The sequence below is a fragment of the Dysgonomonas termitidis genome (assembly GCF_042654545.1).
Classification (GTDB): Bacteria; Bacteroidota; Bacteroidia; order Bacteroidales; family Dysgonomonadaceae; genus Dysgonomonas; species Dysgonomonas termitidis.
The window spans coordinates 102,982-129,336 of the sequence record NZ_JBHSGN010000063.1 but is presented as its reverse complement, the minus strand read 5'-3'; the positions used below and the strand labels follow the sequence as shown (position 1 = coordinate 129,336).

Below are 26,355 nucleotides of genomic sequence, written 5' to 3'. Positions count from 1 at the left end.
CATTGCCTATCTCCATTTTACTATAACGGGTTTCTTCATCCAGGGCATTCTTATCATTCTGAAATTCCACGGTATGCCGTCTATAAGCATATCGTATGCTTTTTCCTCCACGGTAAGACAATATGAATCTTCTTTTTCTTCAAGTCTGCCATTCCTTCTTAAAAAGGCTTCACGCAGAGTCATCAAAGATGAGTTTTTCAATTTCCCCCAATTTTGTAATACCCCGTTCAGCATGGATGTAACAGATTCTTTTTCCCAAGTGCTTAATTCCATCTTTTGAAGTACCGGATTGCTGATTCCCATGCCTGCAAATAGTTTATTCACCGGAAGTTCCAACTCACTAGCCTCTCCTTTTTCCCAAACAGCATAGTGCAGGAGGAACACAGCCTTTAACCGGGCATCTTCATTCCTAAAATCACCCTCCTCTGTTAATGACAGCATCGAGAAAAGGCGAGGTAAGTAAGGAGCCAGTATGACCACACCGGCATTGTTAACATCAATTAAGTCATTCTTTTCCATTATGTCGTTTTTATAATTAGTAAGTTCTGATTGTCCTGTCAGTAGATTATCCGTAGATGCCAGACTTTCTATTTTTCGTATAAACCGGGCTTGTTCGATTTCAGCTAATTTTCCGATTAAAAGATGGATAATATTAACAACAATCTCTTCTAAGTTCAAGGATACTTTCCTTTCTGATATGTCTATCAGATATCTGATTACACCTTTCCTATCTACAGAAATATTCAGTTCCGATTCCAGATAATGCAGCAAAGCCTGTATGGTATGCAAAGCCCTGCGGATGAATATAACAAAATCATATTGCCCGGCTAATTCGTTCAGCAGTTCTTTATATGTAATGTCACTACCAAAGTATAGTTCCAAGACCTTCCTGCTTTCAAGAAATTCGGCATCCTTCCTGTTTTTTATTCTTTTCTTATGATTGTCCGGGATATTCAGCTTATAATCAATCTTCAATTCGTTAAAGACCCTGACCAGATCATACGGGAGTGAAATATTTTCCAATATTTTTTCCTGATAAAAATAGTTAAGCAGATCTTGCACAGTAACATTATAATGCGCGGCAATCTTATTTAATGTCCTGTCTACAAAATATTTCTTATTGAAAACCTGATTACGGAAAGCAAGTAACACATCATAGATAAATTCCCATTTTATCTTACTGAACCCACTGCCCGCTCTGCCTTCCAATACATTGTTATTCCGCTGCTTGTCTAATATAACGGTATATGGTATAACGAAATGGCTTTCGGCAGGGATAATAAGAGAGACAAGATAATGATGCTGTTCTTCGGTAAGCATTTCCGCTATTTTCCGGCGGTTATTGAAATCCGATAATTGAGATATAAGATCTGTCACATCCATAACATTGGCCAGTTCCCTGTTCTTTATAATATCGCTTATCGACCGGATAACCGATCCTTTGGAAGAGAATATTTCATTCCCATTTTTCCCTGTCAGATATTCTGTCAATAAATCCTGAAAGATCGTATTAAGAGTACTATCGAAAGCCAACTCACCGATATATGAACATATATATTTCAATATATCTGATATTTCAACATTATAATGAGCTGCGACACGGCTTAATACATCCCTGACAAAATATTTCCGGTTAAATAACACTCCTCTGTTTTCGAGTAATACAGGGAAAATTATCTGCCATTTCAACAAGCGGAATTCACTCCCGGCTCTGCCTTGCAATGCCCCATGCTCATGTTGTCTGTCCAAAGATTGCGCATATGATATAACAAATCTGCTGTTACCGGGTACGACTACCGGAACCAGACCAAGAATCTGATCTTCTTTCATCTGTTGTAAAAACCGCCGGCAACTCTCCGGATTGACTAATGTTACCAACAATATATTCAGGGTATCTTCACTTAAAACATTCTCCCCGTTATTGTATAACTCCGATGATACCAATCGGTATAACCTGACTGTATCCGCTAGCAATTTTTCCAGATTCTTTTCCGAAAGCTCTTTCCTCAACTGATCCAGAATCAGGAATAATCCGGATGGCATCGATTGTTTTGTCTCCGATGTATCCAGCCCGGATACGATAACCGTAAGAAGATAGTCGTATGACAGGATAAAGCGGGCAGCTAACTGCACGATAGTAGATATTATAAAACTTTTCTTATTGAAATAAGAACTGCGGTTTGTCAGCAGATAAGCATAAACGACCAGCCATACGGCATTTCTATGACCCGATTCATGCAGAACGGGATTTTCCAATACACGGTATTTAACTTTAAGCAGGTTTATATAAGAACATATAAATACACTCTCACCGGGAGCTAATAACCTTACGCCTTGTTCCAGTCCCGGATCATTCAACTGATAGACCAAACGTTCCTGCAGACTCGTATAATGTCCATAGGTCTGCAAAAAGGCTTTCAATCGCTTACCCTCATTTTGCAAAACAGTAAGGAACAAATGATTTATATCTCTGTATTTATTTTCTATATTCCATGCTAATGAACCATGAAGAAGAAACTTGCATAATATATCGAAAAGATAGTCTTTTTCCGCCTGAGATGACACTTCCGTCTGGCGGGGATCACACAGCATCTGAATCAAAGCTTCTTCCATCCTTTCTTCCAGAATACGTGGAAAATATTCTTCGAACTTATCCTCCTCTATACTCCCCAAATCTATGTTGAGTTTATTTATATGAACTACAGTATCTTTTACATCATATTTTACTAACAGCCTATCGGCAATTTTCTCAAAATTAACAGCAAAAAATGTATCCCATCCGGCATATAGAGAACGGGCGAATGCTTCATTCTCCATTCGGAAATCAAATGCTATTGTGCCAATGGTGTTCATGTTTTTACTTTTTACTAAGAATACTCTTTATAGCCCCCGAGAACTGCAATATCTCCGGTTGGTTTCTATCGGCCATTGATTTTCTCCATCGATAATATACTTTCTCGAACTTATACATTTTACCGACTGCAAACCATACGAACTCAGCCTCTATATGTGCCGGAAGACGGGTCTTCAACAGCTCTTCATATCTCGTTTTTTTATAAATACCCTTTGTCCAGCGGGGAATAACGATAGTCAACTTATTATAATCGGAAGCGCCCGCCATACCATCATTTAACAGGATGTGTTCTATCAGATAGAAAGTCTGGCTTTTTACATTCAAATGTCTTATAAACTGACAAAAAAGATTCGCTGTTTTCTCCAGTGCTTCTTTTTCATAAAAACGACTGATAATAAACCAATCATTCTTTTTGGGTACCTTAAAAACCAACAGATAGCCTTTTTCATGCTGATGTATCAGTTTATAATTGTCTATATTAGCACCATATACCAGAAATGCTTCATAAAGCAGATTATGCCATAAGATACTTATCCGCATAGATAATTCTTTATAGTCTTCTTCTTTGTACTGTATATCTTGCTTGTGAACCTTTTCTGGCCTATTGTCCGAAGCTCCCTCAACAATATTCACACTCAACTTGTATTTATGTTTCGTAAAGAATATCCGGTCTTCGAGTAACTGCAGGCTATACCGTGCAAAATAGTTGGACAAAGGAATTTCTTTACCCGCCTTATATCCCAGCATTGCCGCGATAGTCTGCCTGAGGCCGGAAATACTACCGGACTCATCAAATATATTGAATGACCGGAAACGGTTTCTGTTCAGCCTGGGAAAGGCGGATATAATATCAGCGCGTTTCTCATTTTGAGATGACAGGTCCGGGTTATTAAATATCTTTCGGGTATCTTCTCCATAGACCGAATCCAGAGTATCAAAAAAACGGGATTTCTGAATGTGCCAAAACAGACTGGAATGTATATTACTCATTCCCCTGCGTCTCTCATCCACAATCTTTTCTATATCCCTGATATTGACCGGCAAAGTTTTTTTACCGGGTATCCTCTTCGATAAATCGAGTAATATCCTGATATCTTTAGCCTGATTCTCCGCATCGGCCAGCAGATAATCGAATATAAGAAGGTAAGCCTTAAGTTGGTAAACCTTTGCCTGATACTCCTCCGTTACCCCTCCTGACAAACCCCTCTCACTGATGCCGTAACATTCGGGAAAATGATTCTGTATGGAATAATAGCTTTGGGATATTTTCGGACAATAAGTACCCGGCTGATTTATTTTTAATGTTTTAGGATGGTTATCCGGCTCATCAGCCTCTAAATTTCCGATATGATCTACAATTGCTATTTCACCGAGATTCTCACATAGATTCCTGTTATTATGATAAAGTGTTTCCACATCTCTTCTTACTTGTCCTTCATCGGCACCCGCAAGCAATTGGACTTCTATATGATAAAGCATATTCTCATTCAGGGAGACTTTACATACTTCAACTTCTGAAATATTCCCGGTTATCAATCGCTCATAATCTGAAATTGTTACAATACTATCTCTGAAAATATATCCGGATGATAAAAATCCTTTTCTGTGATATGCCGCTTCTTTCCGCTCTTCTATATTTAAATAACTTTCGAAAGGAAATTGAAATTTATAATGTAATTCGTATAATGCGTAATTGAATATATCGGCAATAGTTACACCGGGGTCATGGACGTTGAAATCGGTCCAGACATTCCCGCTCAGGCGCTGAACCGAATCCAATGTCCGGCTTTGCAATACCTTGTAGTAATTAGCATTCTTATCGCGTCTTTCTATGAACATAATTTATATGTTTTCCATTAAAGGATTATCCCAGAGACTGCTTACCTGATAATAAATCTGGATATCGTCCCCATAATAGAATATACTTTTCACCTGTAGCTTGCTTTTCAATTCATTCCTTACCCATCTGATATTTAACTTATTACCGAATATACCATAATGAGACCTGATTTTCCTGATTTTCGGTTTATCTCCGAAACAATGAGTGGCCATTGCCACCAGTATGGCATGTTTGCCTGTATGCTTCCTCCCGCTGGCCGCAACAACTTCCAACGCGCATACACCTACCAGTTCTTCCGTAATGTCATGCCACTTACCATCGGCAGGGACATGTCCCTGAGCAAAAGTACCCTTCCTCCCCGGAATATTGACCATCCCATTCAGGCATATATCTTTTTCCTTGCAACCGATCTCTACCCCTCCATTTGTATTGAGAATGATAAGGGGCGCAGAAGAATCTTCTCCATAACGGCATATTTTTAACTCGCCCGATTTTCCAATAGACAATTCCCACTCGGGCTTAGGATCGCCGGATTCTCTGAATACAGACATGACGACCCTCTTTTCTCCAACTAAAGGGGACAGTTCGATTCCTGTTTCCGGACTTTTGGAGAATCCATCGTCTAGAATGTTCAGGGTAGAGTCTATAAGATTTTCAAAATCCCTTTCAGTAGGTTTCTGCCCGTTACTGAAACTCTTTTTGAGCGTCTGTCTGTTTCTTCTGGCCATATATTATCCTATACTCCGATTATAAATGTTTTATTTACCGACATCTCATTTATCCCAAAGTCCGGCAATATACCCGATCCTATTATATGATTATCTGCCGGAACGAATATCACATGGGGGTATTGGGGAACAACCATGTCATTATCCTTCCCATATTCGTATAAACTATAAGATTCATTTATATTTGCTATCCTTATTATTGACAAACTGTTTATACTCTTTACAAAATCCAGGGCTCCAATACTGTCATGCATTTTTTTCATATTGATTGAGTAACCGAATACCGGCAGTTTCTTTTTTGTCTGCCACGGAGCTATCATATCGTTTAAAACCCCACTCAACCTTGTCTGGGAAATAGCTTGTGAATAATCTTCGTAAAATGAAATATCACACCTCACCATCAGCTCTTCATAGACAGGATTTATTACATCAATACCTTTTACATATGCAGAAGTATGACGCAACATATACTCCTCAATCTTAAGCATAAAATATGACGGGGTCAACGGCATATATATTCTGTTATCATATTTTTCGATTTTTGGAATCACAACCAGTGTGACCACGCCTTTCCGGTTGTGTTTACAGTCAAAATCGGGGAGACACTTAACTTTAGCAATATCAGGAAAGGACTGTAACACAATCCGCTCGTAGTCTCTTGCCGTAACGGCCTTTCCACGATGGGTAACATATTCCGATATGCGGATTTGCATATCTGTCTCATTCTCTCCATCTCTGCCACTATAAAAAGAAGATATTTGCTGAAAGGATTTTATCCCCGGCAGTTTTATATCGGGAACCAACTCATACTCCTTATTTTCATAACCATCTATGTCCGACTTGTCAGCCAGATCTGCATCTAACTCCAGTTTGACTACATTAATATGTATTGTCTTAATTTCAGATATATTTTCTTCATATCTCTTTATACCGGCTCTCAACCACAACAGGTGATTTGCATCCAGCAAAGAATCATCTACCTTATCCGGCAATCGTATCTTTATATGCCCGGAAGCAAGCATATTTTGCGTGTGGTCTGACAATACCGTATTCGGAGAGACTTTGTGCCAGTTATATCCATTACCCCAATACCACACAATCCGGGGGATATTCTCCGTCGTACATTCTTTGCTGTCAGGCAAAAATTCAAAAAAGATTGTGAGTATCTCTCCTCCCTTTACATTCCTGAAGGATAACAATATATTCGCATCGGTGTCCAGTTTATAAACAAAGGGTACAGAACGGCTCTCTCCATCAGGCAATGCAGATATATACCCTAAAGGATAAAGCTGAAAAACATCCGTCTCATTGGTAGCCTTATGCTTTCTGAGATCGATCACATCCCGGGAATGATAATCCATCGTTATTTTCTCGATCAGTGGATTTACAGGTGGATTTACCGCTTCTTGCTTCTTCTTGCGAAAAGTATTTTTTATCATCTGTTCAGTGAACAAGTGCCTGTATTGCTTTTCACCAAAGCCAAACGATGGTTCATCCATTACAAAACGGATAAAACCCGACCTTGATTTTATGTCATAGTCATATTCCTCTTCTTCAGAGAAAGATACAGGCATTCGTTGAATGTCAATATCCGACAATATATTTTCCTGCGATAACTTAACATCAGGTAAAGGATTCCCAACTAAATCTTTCTTTACGCTCGAAAAAAGATAAAATGGCTTTGTCTCCGGAGTTCCAGACCATTTATAGTCGGCAAGATAATCGGCCTTCAACCTGAAAGAGCAGTTGTCGATTTTATCATTATAAGCTCTGTAATAGCCATATAACCCTTTCTCATCGTCCGGTAGCTGTTGCCAGTTTATATGTAAATTCACCGTCTGTACATCTTTCCTGCTCATCTCATAATTCCCCAATACAAACCATGCTCCCCGCTCCGTATTCACCCCAAACGGCATAAAAGGCTTCGAGTTATCTACACGCCCCAGTTCATTATAAATCAAAACGTTGCTTATGCCCTCTGCCGAAGTCTCTATTATAATCTTATCCAATAAAAAATTCTCCAGCCACGAGTAAGGATAAAGCCATGCGTCGAAATTGGGATATATCCTCAAAGCAGGATATTTTGATTGAAAATGATGAATTTCCTCCTCACATTCTTTTGTCGCAGGGAAATCTTCTGACAGGATAAATTTCAGGATCAGGTTACTGTCATCTTTCTTCACCGTATAATCTGCTATCTCCAGCCACCCGGCAGCGGTACTGACAGTCACATAAAATAAATTATTGAATAATTCAAATATTATTTTCTCTTTTGTCCAACCTTCGATATTTAGTCTCAGACTCTTAAGGATATCCTCCAGTTGTTTTATCCATCTTTCATCTTCGGGGCTAAATGTTACGGTCACGCATCTTTTACCCTCCCTGAGCAATAAGGAAGGGCCTGAAATTATTAAACCTAATGCTTTGGAATATATGGGATTTCTGTCATCCCCGAACATCATTTTCCGTGGCGACTTATCATTCAGCAAGTCTCTAATCTTTACTGAAGTTATGAAATTCAGGTGTGCTGCGGGTAAGATGTTCTTATTTCTTTCAAAGTACAACGAACAGGCATTGACAAGTTCGATATTTTGTACTTCCAGATCTTCTGTCAGGCGATAGGTGAACAATGCCTTATCATTACTCTTAAAACTAAAGACCGTTCCCTTTTTCAAAATCACGGGAATGGGACTATCCTTTAAAAAGGACAACCAGACTTTATCCGGTATGGTAGGTAAGGGCACAACGCCCAAAAATTCATTCAGATACCATTGGGCAAGATTATTCCATCTGTCATTAAACAGCCCGGTGGTTCCGTGTAGCTGTTCCAAAAAGGCATAAAGCAGGGCTTGTGACGGTTCCATATTACCATCGGCAAAGCTGTTATCTGAGCCGGCTAATAGCTTTATTTCATTCAATAATTCATCAAAATACCCGGCATGTATGTTCTGGGAATCATAGAATCTGATAAAGCGGGCTGTTTCCAGAACCTGGTTCAATAGAGATTTTTTGCTGTTATCGATAACAGCAAAAGGTTTTACCGAAGTTATCCTTCTTACCCTGTCTTCTCTGCTCAAACCGTCTTTTCTGCCCATATTGTACTATAAGTTAGTTCCTTCCCTTATGTAGAAAGGATAGACCATATTGCTCCGGCTATTTGTCTGGCTGACCAGATAATCGATACTTATCCACAATATGCCTTCACGTTCGTTTTTTATATTCACGTCCACAGATTCCAGTATTATTCTCGGTTCACCCTCCAGTATAGCCATCTCGATAGTATTGGCAATGCGGGTCTTTTCCGAAAGGTTCATCCTTGAAAATACCCATTGCCTGATATTGCATCCATATTCCGGCCTGAAAATACGTTCGCCCGGTATGGTTGACAGCAATACCTCTAAACTCTCCCTGATATCGCCGTCTCCATATGACATTGAGACGCCTTCCTTCTTATCGAAGGAAACAGGGAAAGACCATCCTATACCCAGATATGGTTTATCATCCATCGTTATCCGCCTATCATTACAGTAGGGCAACCCAGGACTATGCTACCGCCATGAGCGGTAGTATCACCCATACGGGCAGCGGGTTTTCCGCATATCATTACCGTTGCAGAGCCTTTTATTATAGAATCGGGCGGTCCCACACAGACACAATTATCACCCATCACCGCGGCGGGAAGCTTCACGATCAATACTGTCGGCGCACCGGGTCCGATAACAGGCCCTCCCACATGAGGAATAGGTACGGGCAAAGCCGGAGTTTGCATCGGACATGTGTGCATATCCGTTATTCTTGCTGCTGGAGGCATATCTTTTTCATTTTTATAGTTAATTAATCATTACCATAGCACCTTTTACCACAGTCTGCCCCGAAGCTGACAACTCAGCCTTAGCATTCCCTTTAGCTGTAAATTCCGTCTGAGCCTTCGCTTCTATTTTGAGTCCTTCGATTGTGGCATTTGATTTTGCTTTCAGGCTCAAATTGGCGCCTGCTTCTATATTAATATTCGTTTTGGCTTTCAGTTGTATTTCCTTCGCTGAGTCAATCAGGATTCCATCCGGCGTCAGTTCTATCTTATTCTTATTCTGGTCCGTCAGTTTTATCGCTTTGGCATCGTCATTGATTTCAATAATATTCTTTCCGGGTGTTTCTATCGTGATTATTTTCTTTTCCTCTTCGAATGAGATTTTCAGCTTCGACCGGGTAACGATTGCCTTCAGTTTATTATCGGCCTCTATTTTATACGGAGGAGCCTGTTTACTACTGTAAAGGCTACCTAACACAACAGGAAAACGCGGATCGTTATTAAGGAATCCCAGTATTACCTCATCGCCTTTCTCTGGTATAAAGAATGTCCCATACTGATTACTCGCCCAAACATTTGATAAACGTGCCCAGATAGTATTCTTTTCTCCATTCAATAATGGAAATTCCACCTGAATTTTATTTTCAGAGTCTGGGTCTCCATCCAGCTTCGTTACTTTACCTATATGCAAGCCGTTAATACCCGGCATCAATCCTGAAACCAGAGGCGATACGACATTATTCTCGTCTGTAATATTCACAGGAGAAATCCCGATGCCTGCGGTAGTAAACCAATTTCCGTTTTTTATTTCATGTTCGACAGAACCTACATAGACACTACCATTAAAACGATTTCCCAATCCGTCGATATCTATGATACATCCGGGGATAGCTTTTGCACTTCCCTGAAATTTAAAGTCTCCCTGTATACGAGCCAGTCCTGTTTTGAGCAGAAGCGCATCTGCCCACGATTGCAGTTCGCTTTCATCCGTGCAGCTTTCAGTCTGTAAGTTCCGGTCTCCCATTCCTACCGCTTCTGCAAGTTCTGCCGGCATACTATTTCCCTGCCCGTTCAGAGAAGGGTTTGTTCCGCTCACCTTTACCAGCTTCTGTGTGGTGCTGTCCCATGCCAGAGCTACCGCGCCGGACATCTGGGATGCTGTCTGTAAACGGCCGTTAAACTCTATAAGATCTGTGCCGTAAGTAACTTTCAACACGGCTGCCGCCTTTACATCCGGCTTTTTCACCGAAATATCTTTACCTTCCGTTATCACTACAAGGCCATTAGCATCTGCACGGGACAAGATAAAATCCCAATCGGAACAATAATACTGTATTATCCCGTTATGCTTTGCAGTCGTAGAATCTACACTTGCAGACAAAGCGGAATATTCTGCCAACATATTGGATATGACCTGATTATCTTTCGACTTCTCAAACAATCTGTTTTTCCGTCCAAGAGTAGCCGGAAAAGCAAAATCACGGCATTCTATTTCCAATGTGGCACATTCACCTCCAGGTATCACGATATTATGTGAGGTCACTATTCCCTCGAATATAACCTCTTCGGTACTCTGGTAGCCCGTTTCGATGCGAATAACGTTTCCCGGAGCAAATGTGTTGTCCTCGCTTTCGTCCATAGTTCCGGCTGCCAGATTTCCGGCTTCAAAAACTAATGTTGCTTTGCCTATCCTGTTCACTTCTTTCCGTACCCATATGGATATGAGCCCGAAACTGTCTTTGATCTTATTACCTTCACTGTATATGGTGAACGATATTAATCCCTGACTATCCTTTATCGGTGATTCTGCCATTTCTGCCAAGTGGTGGGAATATCAACGATACCCCGGGTTCTACATTTCTGAAACTACTTAATCCGTTACATTTTGCCACATCGCTGCAAAAGGAAGGGTCATTATAAATTTTATTGCACCATCCGGCAATACTTTCTCCGGCCTTGAGTGTTATCACTCTGGTCAGATCCGGCGATTTCTTATTCTCTTTTTTATTTGAAATCTTCTTATTCAAATGGCTCGAAAAAGAAAGCGATATAGTTACCCTCAAGGGCATTCCTTCGGGAGAAAAAAGAGTATAATCGTAACTTAATGAAGTAACACGCCCTTCAAAACAGAATGCACCCCATATTAATATCACATATCTGGGTTCATGGCTTTCGGAATCGATAGTATATAATACCGTCTCCAGCTGATTGACCATAGCGGGTATTGTTTTCCGTGAGCCTGATGCTGTTTGCCCTGCAGTCTGTCCGGGATTGAACAAGGCACCGGTATCATCAAGTACAATTTTAAACGAAAGTTTATCTTCCTTATGTCCTTTATACTTAATCTCACTGCTACCCGAACCTATGACACTATCCTCTTCATAAGCGATTTCTTTCGACCATGAAATAGAGGCCGGATTAATCTGAGCAGTAAATTCTTTATAACTACCTTTATAATCAGACTTTTCATAGCCTGTCATAACCATTTTTTCGAGTTCGGCCATTAGCGTTCACTGTTACGTTTTATCTCCCGTTTAACGATATCTTTTACGTCTCTCAATATTTCCCGTTTCAGCTGGTAAATATCCTTCGGACTCACGCCTTTATCCGTATTCGGACTACGTTCGATAGTCGTTCTCACATTTATTTCTTTTATTACAATAGCCATAGTATCTATTTATCAAGCCGCTTAAGAGTGGAATATACAAATTCCAGCGATTCAATCAAAACTGAATTTTTTTCCGCATCGAGGGTATCGACTTCCCATTTTACCGGGATTGCATTTGCACATTCCCATTTGTAAACAGGGATAGCCTTATCTTTTATCTCAATCACCCTGCCATCTTTCTTAACCTCCTCTCTCTCAACCGACAACAAACTGATATGAATAGTTCTGGTCAATGGAAGAGTCCGGCCTGTAATATCAAAAAAGGAACCTTCGTTCATAATTTTACCTATCCATTCTATCGCCGTATTGTTTGAAACCGGCATAAGAGCCCTTTTCAAAACAAGGTTTCCGTGCTTGATCTGTTTTGGAAGGCGGTGCTCATATTCATTTACCCCGCCTTCCTGTATGGTTTCCAGTTCCATTTCCGTTGATAATCCTGATACTTCCTTAAATGCGATTTCATCGTCGCCGATTGTAACCTGAAAATAAAAAGATGTCGGAATGGTCCAATTTACATCAATTGCATTAGCCATTTGCTATTTCAAGCCCTTCATGAGCGATTTCCAAAGTTTCCACTGCTACTTCATTACCGTCAGACTTCATATCAGTCCCGGTGATCTTAGTCGGCCATGCGTTTTTTAGAGTCCAGACCATTGTTGGATTACCTCCTTCATCCAATAGTTTTATTGTCACAGGTTGACGCTCTATCGTGTTCATCTTTATTTTATTGAACCAAGCCCAAAACTTATTGTCGCCCTTGAAAATCCCTTTCTTCAATGTCACATTTCCATATTTCTTGATGCCGGGCATCTTTATTGTAGAAAACTCCGGGCTATTCCCGTGACGGTATTCTATGATCTGTGCTTCCACATCCAGCCCCGAAACTTCCTGAAATGAGGCTTCCGGTAAATCGGCCACTTCCACTGCAAAGTAAAACTTGGGTAAAGGCCATACATTATCCTGTGCTTCTCCTGCCATAATATTCTGATTTTAATTATTATTACTTATTAACTTTTTTGCATTTGCTGCTGGAATGTAATTTCTATGAATTCCGCAGGGCGGGTAATAGCCACAAGGACGGTAATCCGCATAATGCCTTCCAATATGTCTTCTGGCGTCATTGTATCACCCAGACCGACATGTACGCTATACGCGTCATCGGGCACAGCTCCGGCCAATCCTCCACGCTTCCATATTCCATTCAGGAAATTGGATATCATACTTTTCACATTAATCCATGTGTTTGCTTCATTAGGGTCGAATACATACGCACGCGCCGCATTTTTAACGGACTCCTGTAGCATTATCATTGTACGGCGGACATTGATATACCTCCAGTCGAGGGAATTCCCATCCAGTGTCCTCGCACCCCAGACTTTAATACCTTCTCCGATGAAAGTACGAATAGCGTTTACGGACTTCCCGCTCAGAGGCACATTTAAATCTTCCTGCTCCTCGTGTGAGATATTGACAGTAGGGCTTATCGCGGTGGCTACACTTACATTCGCAGGAGCCTTCCATACGCCCTTAGTGTTATCGACCATCGTATAAACTCCGGCCATGGCAGCTGATACAGGAAGCAGATTCAATGAAATCCGCATTTCTTTCATAATTTCCCTGTATAGAAAACTCAGTTGCGACAATATTTTGTGTAAAGTACTGCGTTCCACATCGGTCAAACCTTCCTTCAGTCCATCTATATAATCTTTTACCTGCTTTTTCTTCTCTTCGTCAAGAGCCGAAGCTTCCAGTTCTTCCGTCAACAAGGCTTGTAAGTTCTCTATATCCAGATTTTCATAGTTCAACTCATTTTCCTGCACTATGGAAGTGTTCAGCCACGGATAATAAGCAGCGCCGAAATCAAGGAATTCACGTCCTATATTCTCCCTGAATTTTGCAACTACATCTCCGTCAGGGTCTTTCCTGTCCTTATATCCGTCATGTACATCCAGTACGGCAAAGCGGTTTCTCATCTCATATCCGCAATGTTTCAGTATTGCTGTCTGGAGCGCGTAGCAATCCTCTGCTTTCAAAACAATGGCTTCCGGTATAATCACCATCGTAGGCTCCTGTTCTTTAATCAACGGAGCTATACCCTGCTCCATTTTGTCTTCCTCTATACCGGAAGAATAATCACCAACCGAAACTATATAACAAGGGCCTCCACCATTTGCATAGAATAGCAGCATACTATAATAAAGTATATAGCTATCGGTTCTTTGCAGCAAGTAACTCTTTCCGTTAAAATTAATGGCTGAAGAACCGGCACCCTCAGCTAATTCAAACCTGGGTTTCGGAGCCTCTCCGAAGTAAGACCTGAACTCTGCCATGGATGTGATTCTCCAAGGCTTATTCAACAAAGATTTGTTACCATTGGCTGCTTTTTCCGTATAACCGATAAAAGCAGGTACAGCAGTTGCCACTTCCACTACAGAATTGGGGAATGCGTTTTTTTCAACGATATACACCCCTGGTGTTTTCATTGCACTCATAGGTTGAAATTTATTGGTTTATATATAAAAATATGTCGTCACGGTATCTTCCGGCTGCGTCATGGAGACTTCATCAGGACGAGGAAGCGGAATATTTCCACTTAACAGACGTTCACCGTTGCTCCTGATTTCATAGAGCCGGACAACATGTTCCTGTGTCTCCTTTATCTTATTTTTCTCAACGGTGGATACTCTGAAAGCCTTTCCCACACTGGGAAAACCGATCTCTTCCATATCTCCGAATGTTATCCGGTTACGTTTTTCTTCTATTCTAAGAATCACATTGTCATCGGCATATCGGGGAATAATTACAAACTCCCAATATTTGAATTTGGTTCTTAATCCTATATCTATTTCCTCTTTTACATTGTCAAACGGAATCAATACATTCATCCATTTCCCCACAGCGAGACTTTTCTCCAATATATAATCATCATTATCTTTTTTCTGTGGCAATTCGGTAATATAGTAAAATATATTGTCCTGAGGAATCATTTCAAAAGATAATATGCCGGCAGTTTCTAAGGCAAAATCCTTAGATTGTGTCAGCAGCACCCATTTGTTGTTCCCCGTCATCTTACAAATTATTCCATTTCGTTTGAAGAAGCTTATGGTTTCCCGCGATGGAGTCAATGCGACAGGACAATTCCCATTGTCATAATATTCATGAACCACACGGATCGAGAACCATATATCATATTTTTCAATACTATTCATGTGTTAACTTCTTTTTGACTTACAACGCGTTGTAATTGTTTTATTTCTTCCGAATCGATATCCAATACTCTCACCTTACATAATACAGAAGGGAAATAATTACTGCCATTGATACTCCACAAATTGGATAATTCGTTAAAAGACAAATTAACAGGCTCCATATTAAAAGTAATATTCGATTGTGGTATAGTGAATTTACTGTTAGTCTGTAAAAAAGCAAATAAGGCTGACAATAACTGCAATGATTCCTCATATTGTTTTTCTGAAAATACCGCTGCAAACATTATATAAAGATTCAACATCCACGATGGAGCCCCTTTCTGAGCATATGAGCCGGAAATAGAAGTTTTATTAAACTGGATTCCTCCCGCAGTCTCCCTTTCCACATTTACTAATGAAAGATGGATTTTATTATCCGGAGATGATCGGGATAAATTGAACAATGGCTGCAGACAAACGATATCCTCATCTACGTTGAAAGTTCTCCTTAGATAATCCGATGAAAAAAAAGATAAAGCTGATAATGTTCTGGCTATCATAAACCGGCATGATTTTTATTTTACACCCTGATATAATAGAAATATGCGTTTCTCTGATCAAAAGTCAAATATAGACAGGTATAACGAAATTTTATTTCGTCATCTGATAAATTCTAACAGTTAAACATTCTTATTTTAGCGACAATCTCTTTAAGCGACTCATAGTCATCATCCAGAATATAATTTCGCATCAATACCAATAAATTTTGCATAAGAGAAACCTCTTTATTAGAAAAGCGATGCGGGAATAGTCGAAATTCGCCCTCTTCATAATAATATGCCTTCCTGCGGCGGCAATATTCTATTGGGGCAAAATATCCAAGAAATGGATCATCCCTCATCGCCTCAATATCCATTTGAATAGTACGTTGAGTAATATTACACTTTAATTTTCGCCGGCAAATCTCGACAATATACGCAGTTTTAACATACTCATGTTTATGAAGCAGGCTATCAATCATACAATAACGGGCCAAAGCAAATTTGTTCTGAGGCATATCTCTATCATTTTAAAGTTAATCCGATTCCCTTAATTCTAATAAAAGAATATGCGCTATAAAAATAGCGATATATAAATGATAACACTTTTTAAGATATTATATCCGAATGAATCCAGATAAAAAATTTAAGAATAGCTTATAAGGCTGGTAATATTTTATTGATCCCCACTGAATCTCTTTCAAATTCCGGCCGGTCATTACCCTATGATTCAAGCTTATACCTTTACATTTTGCATGGGAATAATTTACAATGTCTTACTTCAATCACGGCGTAATCTTTGAGGTTTACTGACAGAAAATATGAGGAAATAAAATTGTTATTCAATAAGGAATACGACTAACGCCTCCGGCCTGAAACATCTATGCATCCTCTTGAGATATATAAACACTCCTTATCTCTGAGGCAGAGGTATATGTATTCTCCAGGTATATACACAATAAAAAAGATAAAAGCGGATGTGTATTTTTAACTGATAGCTCTTTGAATTGAAAATCGGCGGAGCCAAAGATTAATTAGTAAATTCGTGTATTAGCAGATTAGCAAATGGGCGAAAAGGTGTAACTTTTTCGAACGTTACGAGTTGTTGACTGTTAACTGAAGGTGTTACCTTTTGAAGAAAAGTTACAAGCAGAGAGATACAATGTATCCTGCGACAAAAGTTTCATTATTTTTTCTTCGTTTTTGTAACTGCATAGTACCAATCCAGATATGTATATTCTTGATTGAGCCGTGTAAATTCCTCCTGCATAATGTAAGTTGTCAGCCCAGAATGTTTATTAATTGTAAAACCATTATATCCCGGCATGAACGCCTTAGTCGCAAGTTTATGAGCTACCACATTGTTTATCAGGATATGTAAGCCCTCTCTCTTGTCTTCCGGCATCAACCGGCTGAAATAATCTTCGAAATCGAAAAATAAGTGATAAGAATATCTGTCGAAATGCTGAATATCCGATACGGGAACTTCCTTGCTAAAATCACAATTCTGCCTGATATACCCGGCTAGGGCATCTAAAGAGTCGGTTTTTATCAGTGAGAAAGAAGCAGAATTCATATCTCCTGTTTGCTGGTTAAAATAATTAAAGGCAGCATCTATAAACTGTTCATTATCGCTATGTACTAATTTACTTACTTCATGAGGGAAGATATATGTAAATCCCGGGGAAAGTATCTCTGCCGATGATGCAACAATATAGTTCGCTTTATCTTTGAGCTGATATGCCACTTCTATACCCGCCATGAAACAGGCCTCGAAGATTATCGTATGAAATGCCTTATCAGGAATAGCTTCTGCAAAATCCGGAAGTTCCATCTCATCATCTCCATCAGCCAGTATGGTCTTTACCTTGCCTGCGGATTTGGGAGATGATAAAGTTCCGGCCGGAAGCCAGCCGGAAGCGTGAGAAAAGACTAACAGATTGAAAGATGCCTGAGGATACAATGCTTTCGTATCGGTAATTACACGGCGAAAAACATTCTTGCCCGCTGAATTTTCTTCTTCATATTGCCGGAGTGTGCCGAACGAGCCTTTCCCGTCAATCTCCAGCAAACGGGGAGGCTTATCCCGGGAATCCAGATAAACAAGAATCTTTGATTTCGGGTCTGATTGCCATCCGCGGGATAGAGCATCTAATTTGAGGCTGGCTTCATCCGACAGGTTGTTATCTCCTCCCAGATATACGAGCAGTACATGGCCGATTTCTGTATATTTGCTATCTTCAGATGTACATGAATATCCTGACCAGAAGATAAATAATAAGGCATACAGAAGTATTGTCTTCCTTTTCTTTACCATACTCTTATCACTTTATCAGCATTATAAAATCTATCTCTCCTTATTTTATTCTACAACACACCGGACAGAGAAACCAAGTCCCCGAACTATGCTTTGTCCCGGATTTACAGCATTATTGTTGCCAAAAGATATGAAATAACCACTTGCATCTATAGAAGAGGAAGACCAATAACATGCGTTTGATCCGGTATTGATTAAAATACCGGTACCTAAATTGCGATAACCGGCGGCAGGGAAGAATGGCGCCCCTATGTCTGCCTTATTATATCCCATACTAAACGAGAAACTGCCATTCGTCTGGGTAGATGTCACATTTCCGAAAGTTCCTGCCATTGTATATGCACCTGATGCAGGATAAAACTCCGAGGAAGTTGGCATACGCCATTTTTTTCCTGCCGGAGCCCAACCTTTATCTGTGAGGTACTTGCAAATATCACCAACTCCGGTCGGTCCATCAGTCATTTCGTAAAGATGGGCGCGGTCCTCTCTTGATTTTCCGGCAGGAGGATTACTACCTGCAAGAGTGACAGTTAAATAAGGAATAACACCCCAGGTAGCCATAGTTGTTGTACCGCCTAACGGTGGATAGATGACTGTCGAAGTTAAGAAATCACCTACAGGCGAGATACCATAGAGGCTTCCCCCCAGGAAGTACACTCCCTGATAATTCTTATGAGTAGTAACACCCGTATCGTCGAAAGTAAGGTGGCCTGCGGCAGTATCGTAATAGATGTTACTTCCCGCCCAACCTTTGTGAGCAGCAGGATAGTATTCATTACTCAAATTGAGGACAAGGGTTACATCGTCAAATTTCTTAGGAGAATCGGGGCTCTCAAAAACGACGGTCAATTGACCGGCCAGACTGACAATATTACTTGCAACCCGGAAAGTAACCGGAGTACCGGGGTTGGTATTGCTGCTGCCTGTAGCTCCTACCACCAGATTATCCGATACCTGCAAATTAAGGAGAGAGCCTGTGCCCGAAGTCAGCTGCTGTGAAATGGATTTGATCCGCCAATTGGCATTGCTTCTGACATTGAAAGTATAGGCGCTGCCATTTGTCCAATAAGAACTGCTTACATTACTGAATACCAGATTATAAGTAGACTGCCGCAGGAATATACTTTTTGACAGGTAAGTTTCTCCGTTGAATAATGTAAAATCAACTTTTGATATTTTCTCCAGGAATGGATTGCTGGTAAGATCCGAACTGACAATAGCCGTTGGGCGGATCGTAAATAACTTTTCGCCCGACGGATCGCTTATATTCAGTAATGCGCCCGAACCCGGCTGATCGGATGCACCATCGAATGAAAAGGCGGCGCTACCTACAGCACTATTAACCGATGTGACTGTAAAAGAGGCCGGAGACCATTTTATCCTGAACTGCTGCGACACCGGCTGTGTATTTATCGGTGCGGCAAACACTAATTCGGTGATATTATTAGTTCCTGCTGCATTTTTTATATTCAGGGCAATATCTGTATTGATACCCTGTGTGACTTTCACTACATAAGCAAGGCGTCCGGCCTTCAGATGGATGAAGCCTATACGGGCAGAGCCGCTTATATTTTCTGTGAGCTTCAATTTCACATTTGTTGTGGAACCCGATGCTCCCGACACAACAGGAGTGCCTGACAGGGATACCAGACTCAGCCAGCTTATACTGCTCCCTCCGGTATCGACAATCTTATCCACCAGCCATCCCGAAGGATAATCGGTTGTAATCGAAAGTGCATTATTATCATTCGAGGCAGTAAGCTCGTTACGAGGCAACGTAAACTCTCCCTGAGATACTCCGAGCATATACTGGCCATCGAAAACGATATCTGAAATTTGCCCGTCGTTCCACTCTATAATCTCGGCTTTAATATTTACAGGGCGGGAATTAAAAGCATCGGCAGGAGTAGCCAATCCCGGGCCGCTGACTTCAGAAATATTGACCTTATAATGATGGTTCCGGAGTAAAGACAGGTAGGTTGTGGTAGAAGAAGTCTGGGCAAAATCGACACGGTAGTATGTAGGCTGGGAATCACCTGTATATATTCCCCCTATAACAAGGCAGGTGGCGTTTCCCAGCGACGACGGATTTGCTTTTACAGCCTCGAAGGTATATATTTCACCGATAGAGGATACATCGGTAGTAGTAATGGAAGTTCCATCATATAATAATGGCCCCAATGTAAGTGCCGACGTAGAGGGAACACTTGGATTAGTAACAATATTTTGCGACTGGTTCCAGTTTGCGGCATCAGGAGCAATACGTCCCTGGTTATTGTAATTATACAGGCGTATACTTTTCAACTTGAGATTATCAGTTGCAGCAGTGCCTGTAAGGGTAACATCAATCTTGGAAACCATGCGTATAAGATTGACAGGATTATTGGCCGGTGTGCTCTGGTTTATAGTGATGGAAGCAATTTCTCCCCACATAGGCATCGGGATATATCCTCCCGATGCAGAATTTGCATTCCATTTCCCGGCGTTGGTGATTATCAGTTTATCAAGGACTGATGCTTTCGTATCGCCAACACTGAAACTGCCGGAAGTGTTTGATAACGGCTGACGCGAATTGGCAAGCACCACTATGTTGTAAGTTCCTTCGGGTACTTTTACAGTAAAAGTTTTAATTTTGCTGTCGATAGGATCTGTATTGATCACATTACTGAATATCGGCTGGTAAACATATTTACCATTAGTATCGAACAATAGTATTTCAATGCTTTTAACCTCGTTTTCGTCATTTGTATTCAAGGCATAAGTGCTTGGTGTGGACGAACCGGGAACTTTTACTGAAAAAGTCACCATCGCTGCATCTGTATCAGAAGCTTGTATGTCATCATTATCCTGACAGGAACCGGAAAGAAAGCCGGATAGGATAGACAGACTGACGATCAAGCTGTATCTGATATATAGTTCTATTGTTTTCATACTGTATCTCGTTTTACTTTATGTATTATATTTGATTCAGGCCGGAGCAGACAGTAACATCCACCTGCCTGATTTATTCTTTATAATTCGGGATCTACCGGAGTTTGTCCCCATTCGGGAACGCTTATTATAATAGAGGCTTCTTTATATTCTACCAGTATGGGTATCACCGCCTCCGGGGTGTTATCTACTGTTATATTATTTTCTAACATAAAATTTTTCAGATTTATATTAGTCAGTATGCTGCCATCCGAGCCTTTCCTTATGATAACCTCTATGGCATTATTATCTGTGAAGCGGGGAGTAAGAAAGGTTATTGCTGTAAATTCTTCCCCTGAAATGTTTTGAAACGCGGATGTATCCAGATAGCTGATCGGATTGCCGGCGGTCTCCATTGCAAAATTATAACCGCCGGGGACACCGGTCATTTCAATTATCGGCGGTAAAAGTTCTCCTTGTGCATTTTTATCTACGAGTCCTTTTGTATATACCTGTACTGTAATGTGAGCGCTACGGAAATTGAGGATGCGTTCTATGACATTTTCAGCTTTAGTTGCCGTCTTCAGGCTTGGGGACAATGTGAAATTGTCGGACGCAAAATATAAAGAATCCCCGTTTGTAGTAGCTATGCCGCTTCTGGCAGCAGTATTGTATAAGAGCGCATCGCTCAGGCGATTGCTTCTTTTTAATGGTGTTATATGGTTTTTATCTGATACATTACCCCAGCAAACAATCTGATAGCTGCCCGGATCGAGGTTTAAGGTGATACCTGTAAAAGAGGTTAATGCCGCGAGGTCTGCACTCTGTACTGTAACGAATAGCCCGTCGTCAGTGAAAACAAATACATCCACCTTTTGTATCTTTTTGATAAAAAGTTCATTCGGGTCGTTGCCCTGGTAACGGAACTTCAATATAAAATTGTCTTCAGGTTCAACCGGACATCCAGCGTTTGCGCTGTCATCGATGCATCCGTTCCACATCAAGACGGCAAACAATACAAAAATCAGATGAAATAGTTTCATAAATAACCCTTTTATATTTTATAAGCAGTATACTCAAACAAGGCAAATTATCTCAGAGTTTATCAGATAAGTCTTATGGGGAAAATACTTTCCGCATTTCCCCATAAGATTTTATTTGGTTATAATTCAGGTGTGACGTCAACAATTGTCCATGTAGCCAAAGTGACGGTTACAGTCACGTCTATTGCGTTCATATTCGGAGCCGGAGTCAGATCTGTTTCTTTGAACGAAAATGCTCCCGCGCCGATATTATAAACCTTTCCTGCTTCAATCGCAGTCAGGCTTACGCCCGAATCCTTCAACCCTTTAATTGTAATAAACTGAGGGGAAGCGTATGTAGACCCGTCATTGGTTGTAATATTGCTCAACCGGATAATAATGCGGGGAACGGCAAAAGCGCCGACAGTCGTATTGGCAAACAGGTTATATGCCCATACATCTCCTGAGGTAGCCGGTGCGGCAACTTGCGATGATGCAGTTATTCCTGAAGTGTAATAGTCATAAGCAATAGTCTTAAGAGCTGTAGGGTATGCAACTGAATTATCCGTGAAAGTAGCAGGGACAGATCCGTTGCTCTTCAGATCACCTGAATCTACCGATCCATCGGCTGTCGCTTCTGAGTAATAATTGTCAATGAAAATGCCATCGACCCGGAAACCGGTTATTTCACCCGTTGAAGTCATATCGGTCAGTTCAATACGTGCTACAGTCGGCTTCAGGGTGATAGCACAATTGTAACTGTTTCCTGACGTCGGAGTAGGTATTGCACTTCCGTACAGGTTTACCTCTGCGATATCCGATTGTGATGTTATCTGCAAAGCTGTTGCTTTTACTGTTGATATGTTTCCTGATGTGGGAAGACCAGAGGTATTTCCTACTACATGCACGGCGGCTACCTGGCCTGGCAGATTACTAATGATTTTCCCGGCCTGGATATCTGTCAGGCTGATATTCGTGCCGCTTGTCAGTGAGGAAGAAAGTGTATAATGCTTTAGGATAGCGCCTGCTGCGTTTACAAAGTAGAGGTCGCCGGAACTAAATCCAACAGTCGAACTACTGCCGACCGGGGATTCTTCGGAATAAGTTATCGGGGCTTCTTTGTTAATCTTTAGAAACACACTTTTGGTTTCCGTAGAGTCTTCTCCTTCTATCTCTTCTTTACTGGAACAATTACTGAATCCCAGTAACAAGACCATAGCCGATAGGATTAAATAAACGAATTTTGTCTTCATACTTTTTAATTTTAAAATTGATTCAATGTGATTGATAAAATAATTTTTTATATATCATTCATTTAATTAGATTCACCTGTTTCTGAGGTTGTTTAGCAGTGTATTCTGGAGTTAGTCCTTTACCGAATAACAAATTTTATATTCTGCATGTCTTAATTCCGGAAGTATCTTATGACGTATGCTGAGATAGGGTAGTCCCTTGTCGAGCTGTTTTAATGCTGCTTCGCGTCTGTCGTATGAGCTGGCAGATGTTATAATTTCCAGAATTTTATCTTTTTTGATTATATCACTGATGCTTAAGATAGCTGTCAATCCTTCCCAATCTTCTGCAACAGAGCTTATCACAAACAAATCTTCGGAGATGCTGAATTTATTCTTTATGTAATCTTTTAAGGCATAAGCCCTTGCCTTAGATAATAAATCATTCTTCTCATATACGCCATCTGGTGAAGCATAACCTTCAATATATACATTTTGCAGTGTTACATTTTTGTTATTTAACATATATTGAAAAATACTATCTATTCTGGCTAGTTCTTTTGGGTTAGACAAGTATGCAGGAACGATAGCCGAGCGTCCAATGGGAAAATACAAATTGCCTTTACTATAGACGCAATGAAGCTTATCTTCTTTTGGCGGAGTAATAAGAGTCAGCTGAGGCGATACAGTCGACGGCTCATCAGAAGCAGGGATTATTGGGCTATTAATAGAGTCTGCCATATAAGTGCTTTTCCCTCTGTATCCTATAAGGTATTTGTTGACAGTCAGATATGCTGAATCTGTTTTTTGTTTGTAAGGTAAATATACATTGAAAAAGAGGGTCGTATCATTTTTTATATCGGCATTGATAAAATCTGTACTTAGTTCTTTTTTATAGTTATTTGCCCAACGCTTAAGAACCTTTAGCTTATTTTTACCCATGATAGTTATCGGCGGTAAGTCATAGAAAGAACTATCCGTGGCCAGTACCGGCGTGATATACAATGCTTCTCCGCTCAAGACCGGTTTCGTGCCTATTTTTACCCGATAGTTAGCTACCAGACTATCCTCTATTTCTTTGATCTCAGTAACATCGAACCGGATATTCTGCCCAAAGATGTTGTATGCGGGGAAGAAATGCAGAACGAGTAAAATGAGTATAATACGATATTTGATCTGATCCATAAATATTGTAAGCTAAGTTTATTTAAGTATATAAATCAGGGAAATACCTGCTTTGGTAGGGCCAAAATAGTTATGGCTGCCCTTTCCCAATTCCCGTCCACAGACTTCACATTCGTAGCGTGTATAATCCATATGGATATAACCGATGCCGAGCGAAGCCTCGATACTCCAGCGCGGAGACAATATCCACTGATAACCATAAGAGACGCCAAATCCATAAGCATCACCCTGATAACGGTAGTCTGCAAAGTCACCGAAAGGTAAGTTGCCTACATTAAAATGGCTGTACAGAAGATGACCTCCCCAAAAATGCCCGTTGAAAGGCTCGTTGATCCAATAACGAAGCTCGGGCTGAATCATGAAATGTTTGAATTTCCTGTTGTTGGAGAATGTCCACGGATTATAATTCAGCGATATATCCAGGGTCAGATATTCCGACATGCGGACTTCTGCTCCCAGATTTACAGTAGTTGTTAAATCATAGATAAGGTTACTTTTTAACCCTAAGAAAGGCATTGTTTCCTGCAAAGGCGGGTTAGTTTTTAGAGGAAACTGTCCGTAGCATCTAAAAAATAGGCTCCCAGTAAGAGCTGTAAGTAATACAACTATTCTAATCATTGGAATATTATTGAGTAATTATTCTGCGTATTCTGTGTATCGAATTTATCTGAGTACAATTAACCATACCTTGTTTTTCAGATACCGGTTATGCTTAATCTTTTTTTGATTCTGACTTTAGTATTCGTCCCAGTTATTTTTTCCGGTATTCCCGAAACTTAATGCCATTACTTTTGAATACCGGATTTATTTCTTTATTAACAGATACTAAGCATTCTTTATATACAGAAATAAACACGGGTTTAATATGTCATTTTTCTTTCTTTATTAATATCTGTTAAATCCCCTGTTATTAGAAAATAATTTCAAAAAATCGGAATGGACTTTTATCAGATATCAGGTATACTCTCAAACCTAGCTTCTTATTATTGTGATTTCCTTGTTACAAAACTAATGTTAAGGCATCAAAAAAAAATTATACAAATTCTCCTTTTTTGTTTATTTAGTTTCCCATTTTATCTTTTTCTCACCGGTCTCGAAGTTGCTTACGTATATATCCGGGGGATAAACCCAGTTTAGTTTTACAGAATTTGTGAAAATGCGATACCGACGAAAAGCCATAATCAAAGCTTATTTGCTTTATACTTTTCTGAGTCTTGGTTATTTCGTGATAGATATCATCAGCTCTTCGTAACGCAATCCAGCGTGAAGCCGAAACTCCGAATACCTTTAGGAAACGTTTTTCAAAACCCGACAAACTATAACAAGACATGGTCGCCAGTTCACGGATAGATGAGGCCTGTCTGTAATTCTTATATATAAGGTCAGAAAATTTTTTATCGCTGGATATTAAAGCTTGAAAGAAAAAAGTCCTTTCAGCCAGAGAATAACTTATAGACATCAGCTGAAAAAGCTCCCTGGTTTTTATACCAAAATAGAGCGGATCATTAAAGCCCGATTGTAGAAACCATTTTAAATAATCAACATAAGCTGTAATCAATGGAGTGAATTGTAATACAGATAATTTATTTTCTGACTTTTTATTATTTGACTTCTGTCGTTGACTGTAAAACGGATAATTGTAAAGGTTTAAAATATCCCCGGGCTTCAGGCATATAAGTGATACCCCCTCGGTAGTGCTTATACAACAACGAGATCCCATCGATATGAATACCATTCGTCCAGATCCGATATCTTCATCAATATATCCTTGAAGAGAGCAGATAAGGCTGCCGGAAGTCACAAATAAAATATTATGTTCACCTGCTATAAATTCGTGATATTGATTTTGTCCTAATATCCAAATATTAACCGATACTGTTGTCTCCTCAGTATCCATGATATAGCTTTCGGGCGAATTGTTTCGATAATTTGTCTTCATAAATATCAAATTCTCCCTGTTTTGCCTTAATCCAACTATAAAAAAGGCCGAAATATACAATTTCAACAGACAAAAAGTAAGATTGTTCATTTTATTCAAATTATCATATCCTTATTTCCAATTAT

Annotated in this window: 22 protein-coding genes; all 22 read right to left on the bottom strand. The window is 40.1% G+C overall.

Translation table 11 applies throughout. The features are described from left to right. Nucleotides 1-6: 6 nt before the first annotated feature. Entirely contained in the window at nucleotides 7-2,853 is a 2,847-nt protein-coding gene (locus ACFO6W_RS08960; RefSeq protein ID WP_379995485.1) for a contractile injection system tape measure protein, read from the bottom strand. Between the two features lie 4 nt (nucleotides 2,854-2,857). Continuing rightward, complete coding sequence (locus ACFO6W_RS08955; protein ID WP_379995483.1) at nucleotides 2,858-4,693, bottom strand: hypothetical protein; 1,836 nt, start codon at nucleotides 4,691-4,693, stop codon at nucleotides 2,858-2,860. Between the two features lie 3 nt (nucleotides 4,694-4,696). Next, nucleotides 4,697-5,422, bottom strand: a complete 726-nt coding sequence (locus tag ACFO6W_RS08950) for a hypothetical protein (protein ID WP_379995481.1) — start codon at nucleotides 5,420-5,422, stop codon at nucleotides 4,697-4,699. A gap of 8 nt (nucleotides 5,423-5,430) precedes the next feature. Next, entirely contained in the window at nucleotides 5,431-8,517 is a 3,087-nt protein-coding gene (locus tag ACFO6W_RS08945) for a hypothetical protein (protein ID WP_379995479.1), read from the bottom strand. A 6-nt stretch (nucleotides 8,518-8,523) separates the two neighbouring features. Then, complete coding sequence (locus tag ACFO6W_RS08940) at nucleotides 8,524-8,928, bottom strand: GPW/gp25 family protein (protein ID WP_379995477.1); 405 nt, start codon at nucleotides 8,926-8,928, stop codon at nucleotides 8,524-8,526. Nucleotides 8,929-8,930: 2 nt separating this feature from the next. Continuing rightward, the gene (locus ACFO6W_RS08935) at nucleotides 8,931-9,233 is read right to left on the bottom strand and encodes a PAAR domain-containing protein (protein ID WP_379995475.1); all 303 of its coding nucleotides are present in this window, start codon (nucleotides 9,231-9,233) and stop codon (nucleotides 8,931-8,933) included. Nucleotides 9,234-9,252: 19 nt separating this feature from the next. Then, on the bottom strand, nucleotides 9,253-11,043 hold the full coding sequence (gene vgrG / locus ACFO6W_RS08930) for a type VI secretion system tip protein VgrG (RefSeq protein WP_379995473.1): 1,791 nt from the start codon (nucleotides 11,041-11,043) through the stop codon (nucleotides 9,253-9,255). Next, entirely contained in the window at nucleotides 11,018-11,734 is a 717-nt protein-coding gene (locus ACFO6W_RS08925; RefSeq protein WP_379995471.1) for a CIS tube protein, read from the bottom strand. The genes vgrG and ACFO6W_RS08925 overlap by 26 nt, the downstream gene beginning before the upstream one ends. After that, complete coding sequence (locus ACFO6W_RS08920; RefSeq protein ID WP_379995469.1) at nucleotides 11,734-11,898, bottom strand: DUF5908 family protein; 165 nt, start codon at nucleotides 11,896-11,898, stop codon at nucleotides 11,734-11,736. The genes ACFO6W_RS08925 and ACFO6W_RS08920 overlap by 1 nt, the downstream gene beginning before the upstream one ends. A gap of 5 nt (nucleotides 11,899-11,903) precedes the next feature. Continuing rightward, the gene (locus ACFO6W_RS08915; RefSeq protein WP_379995467.1) at nucleotides 11,904-12,431 is read right to left on the bottom strand and encodes a phage tail protein; all 528 of its coding nucleotides are present in this window, start codon (nucleotides 12,429-12,431) and stop codon (nucleotides 11,904-11,906) included. Further along, nucleotides 12,424-12,876 carry a phage tail protein gene (locus tag ACFO6W_RS08910; RefSeq protein WP_379995465.1) on the bottom strand — a complete coding sequence of 151 codons (453 nt, stop codon included), beginning with the start codon at nucleotides 12,874-12,876 and terminating at the stop codon, nucleotides 12,424-12,426. The genes ACFO6W_RS08915 and ACFO6W_RS08910 overlap by 8 nt, the downstream gene beginning before the upstream one ends. A gap of 29 nt (nucleotides 12,877-12,905) precedes the next feature. Continuing rightward, a complete protein-coding gene (locus ACFO6W_RS08905; RefSeq protein WP_379995463.1) occupies nucleotides 12,906-14,390 on the bottom strand; it encodes a phage tail sheath family protein in 1,485 nt (494 codons plus the stop codon). Between the two features lie 18 nt (nucleotides 14,391-14,408). After that, nucleotides 14,409-15,107, bottom strand: coding sequence for a hypothetical protein (locus ACFO6W_RS08900; RefSeq protein WP_379995461.1), 699 nt, complete (start codon nucleotides 15,105-15,107; stop codon nucleotides 14,409-14,411). Then, nucleotides 15,104-15,646, bottom strand: coding sequence for a Pvc16 family protein (locus ACFO6W_RS08895; protein WP_379995459.1), 543 nt, complete (start codon nucleotides 15,644-15,646; stop codon nucleotides 15,104-15,106). The genes ACFO6W_RS08900 and ACFO6W_RS08895 overlap by 4 nt, the downstream gene beginning before the upstream one ends. A 113-nt stretch (nucleotides 15,647-15,759) precedes the next feature. After that, nucleotides 15,760-16,143, bottom strand: a complete 384-nt coding sequence (locus tag ACFO6W_RS08890) for a hypothetical protein (RefSeq protein WP_379995457.1) — start codon at nucleotides 16,141-16,143, stop codon at nucleotides 15,760-15,762. 668 nt (nucleotides 16,144-16,811) lie between these two features. Further along, complete coding sequence (locus ACFO6W_RS08885) at nucleotides 16,812-17,942, bottom strand: clostripain-related cysteine peptidase (protein ID WP_379995455.1); 1,131 nt, start codon at nucleotides 17,940-17,942, stop codon at nucleotides 16,812-16,814. Between the two features lie 45 nt (nucleotides 17,943-17,987). Beyond that, nucleotides 17,988-20,873, bottom strand: a complete 2,886-nt coding sequence (locus ACFO6W_RS08880; RefSeq protein WP_379995453.1) for a FimB/Mfa2 family fimbrial subunit — start codon at nucleotides 20,871-20,873, stop codon at nucleotides 17,988-17,990. Between the two features lie 80 nt (nucleotides 20,874-20,953). After that, a complete protein-coding gene (locus ACFO6W_RS08875; protein WP_379995451.1) occupies nucleotides 20,954-21,895 on the bottom strand; it encodes a FimB/Mfa2 family fimbrial subunit in 942 nt (313 codons plus the stop codon). 119 nt (nucleotides 21,896-22,014) lie between these two features. Continuing rightward, nucleotides 22,015-23,127, bottom strand: coding sequence for a hypothetical protein (locus ACFO6W_RS08870; RefSeq protein WP_379995449.1), 1,113 nt, complete (start codon nucleotides 23,125-23,127; stop codon nucleotides 22,015-22,017). A 111-nt stretch (nucleotides 23,128-23,238) separates the two neighbouring features. Next, complete coding sequence (locus tag ACFO6W_RS08865; protein ID WP_379995447.1) at nucleotides 23,239-24,291, bottom strand: DUF3868 domain-containing protein; 1,053 nt, start codon at nucleotides 24,289-24,291, stop codon at nucleotides 23,239-23,241. Between the two features lie 18 nt (nucleotides 24,292-24,309). Then, nucleotides 24,310-24,909 (bottom strand): DUF3575 domain-containing protein, encoded by a 600-nt coding sequence (locus tag ACFO6W_RS08860; RefSeq protein ID WP_379995445.1) that lies wholly within the window; start codon nucleotides 24,907-24,909, stop codon nucleotides 24,310-24,312. A gap of 466 nt (nucleotides 24,910-25,375) precedes the next feature. Continuing rightward, entirely contained in the window at nucleotides 25,376-26,230 is an 855-nt protein-coding gene (locus ACFO6W_RS08855) for a helix-turn-helix domain-containing protein (protein ID WP_379995443.1), read from the bottom strand. Nucleotides 26,231-26,355: the final 125 nt, after the last annotated feature.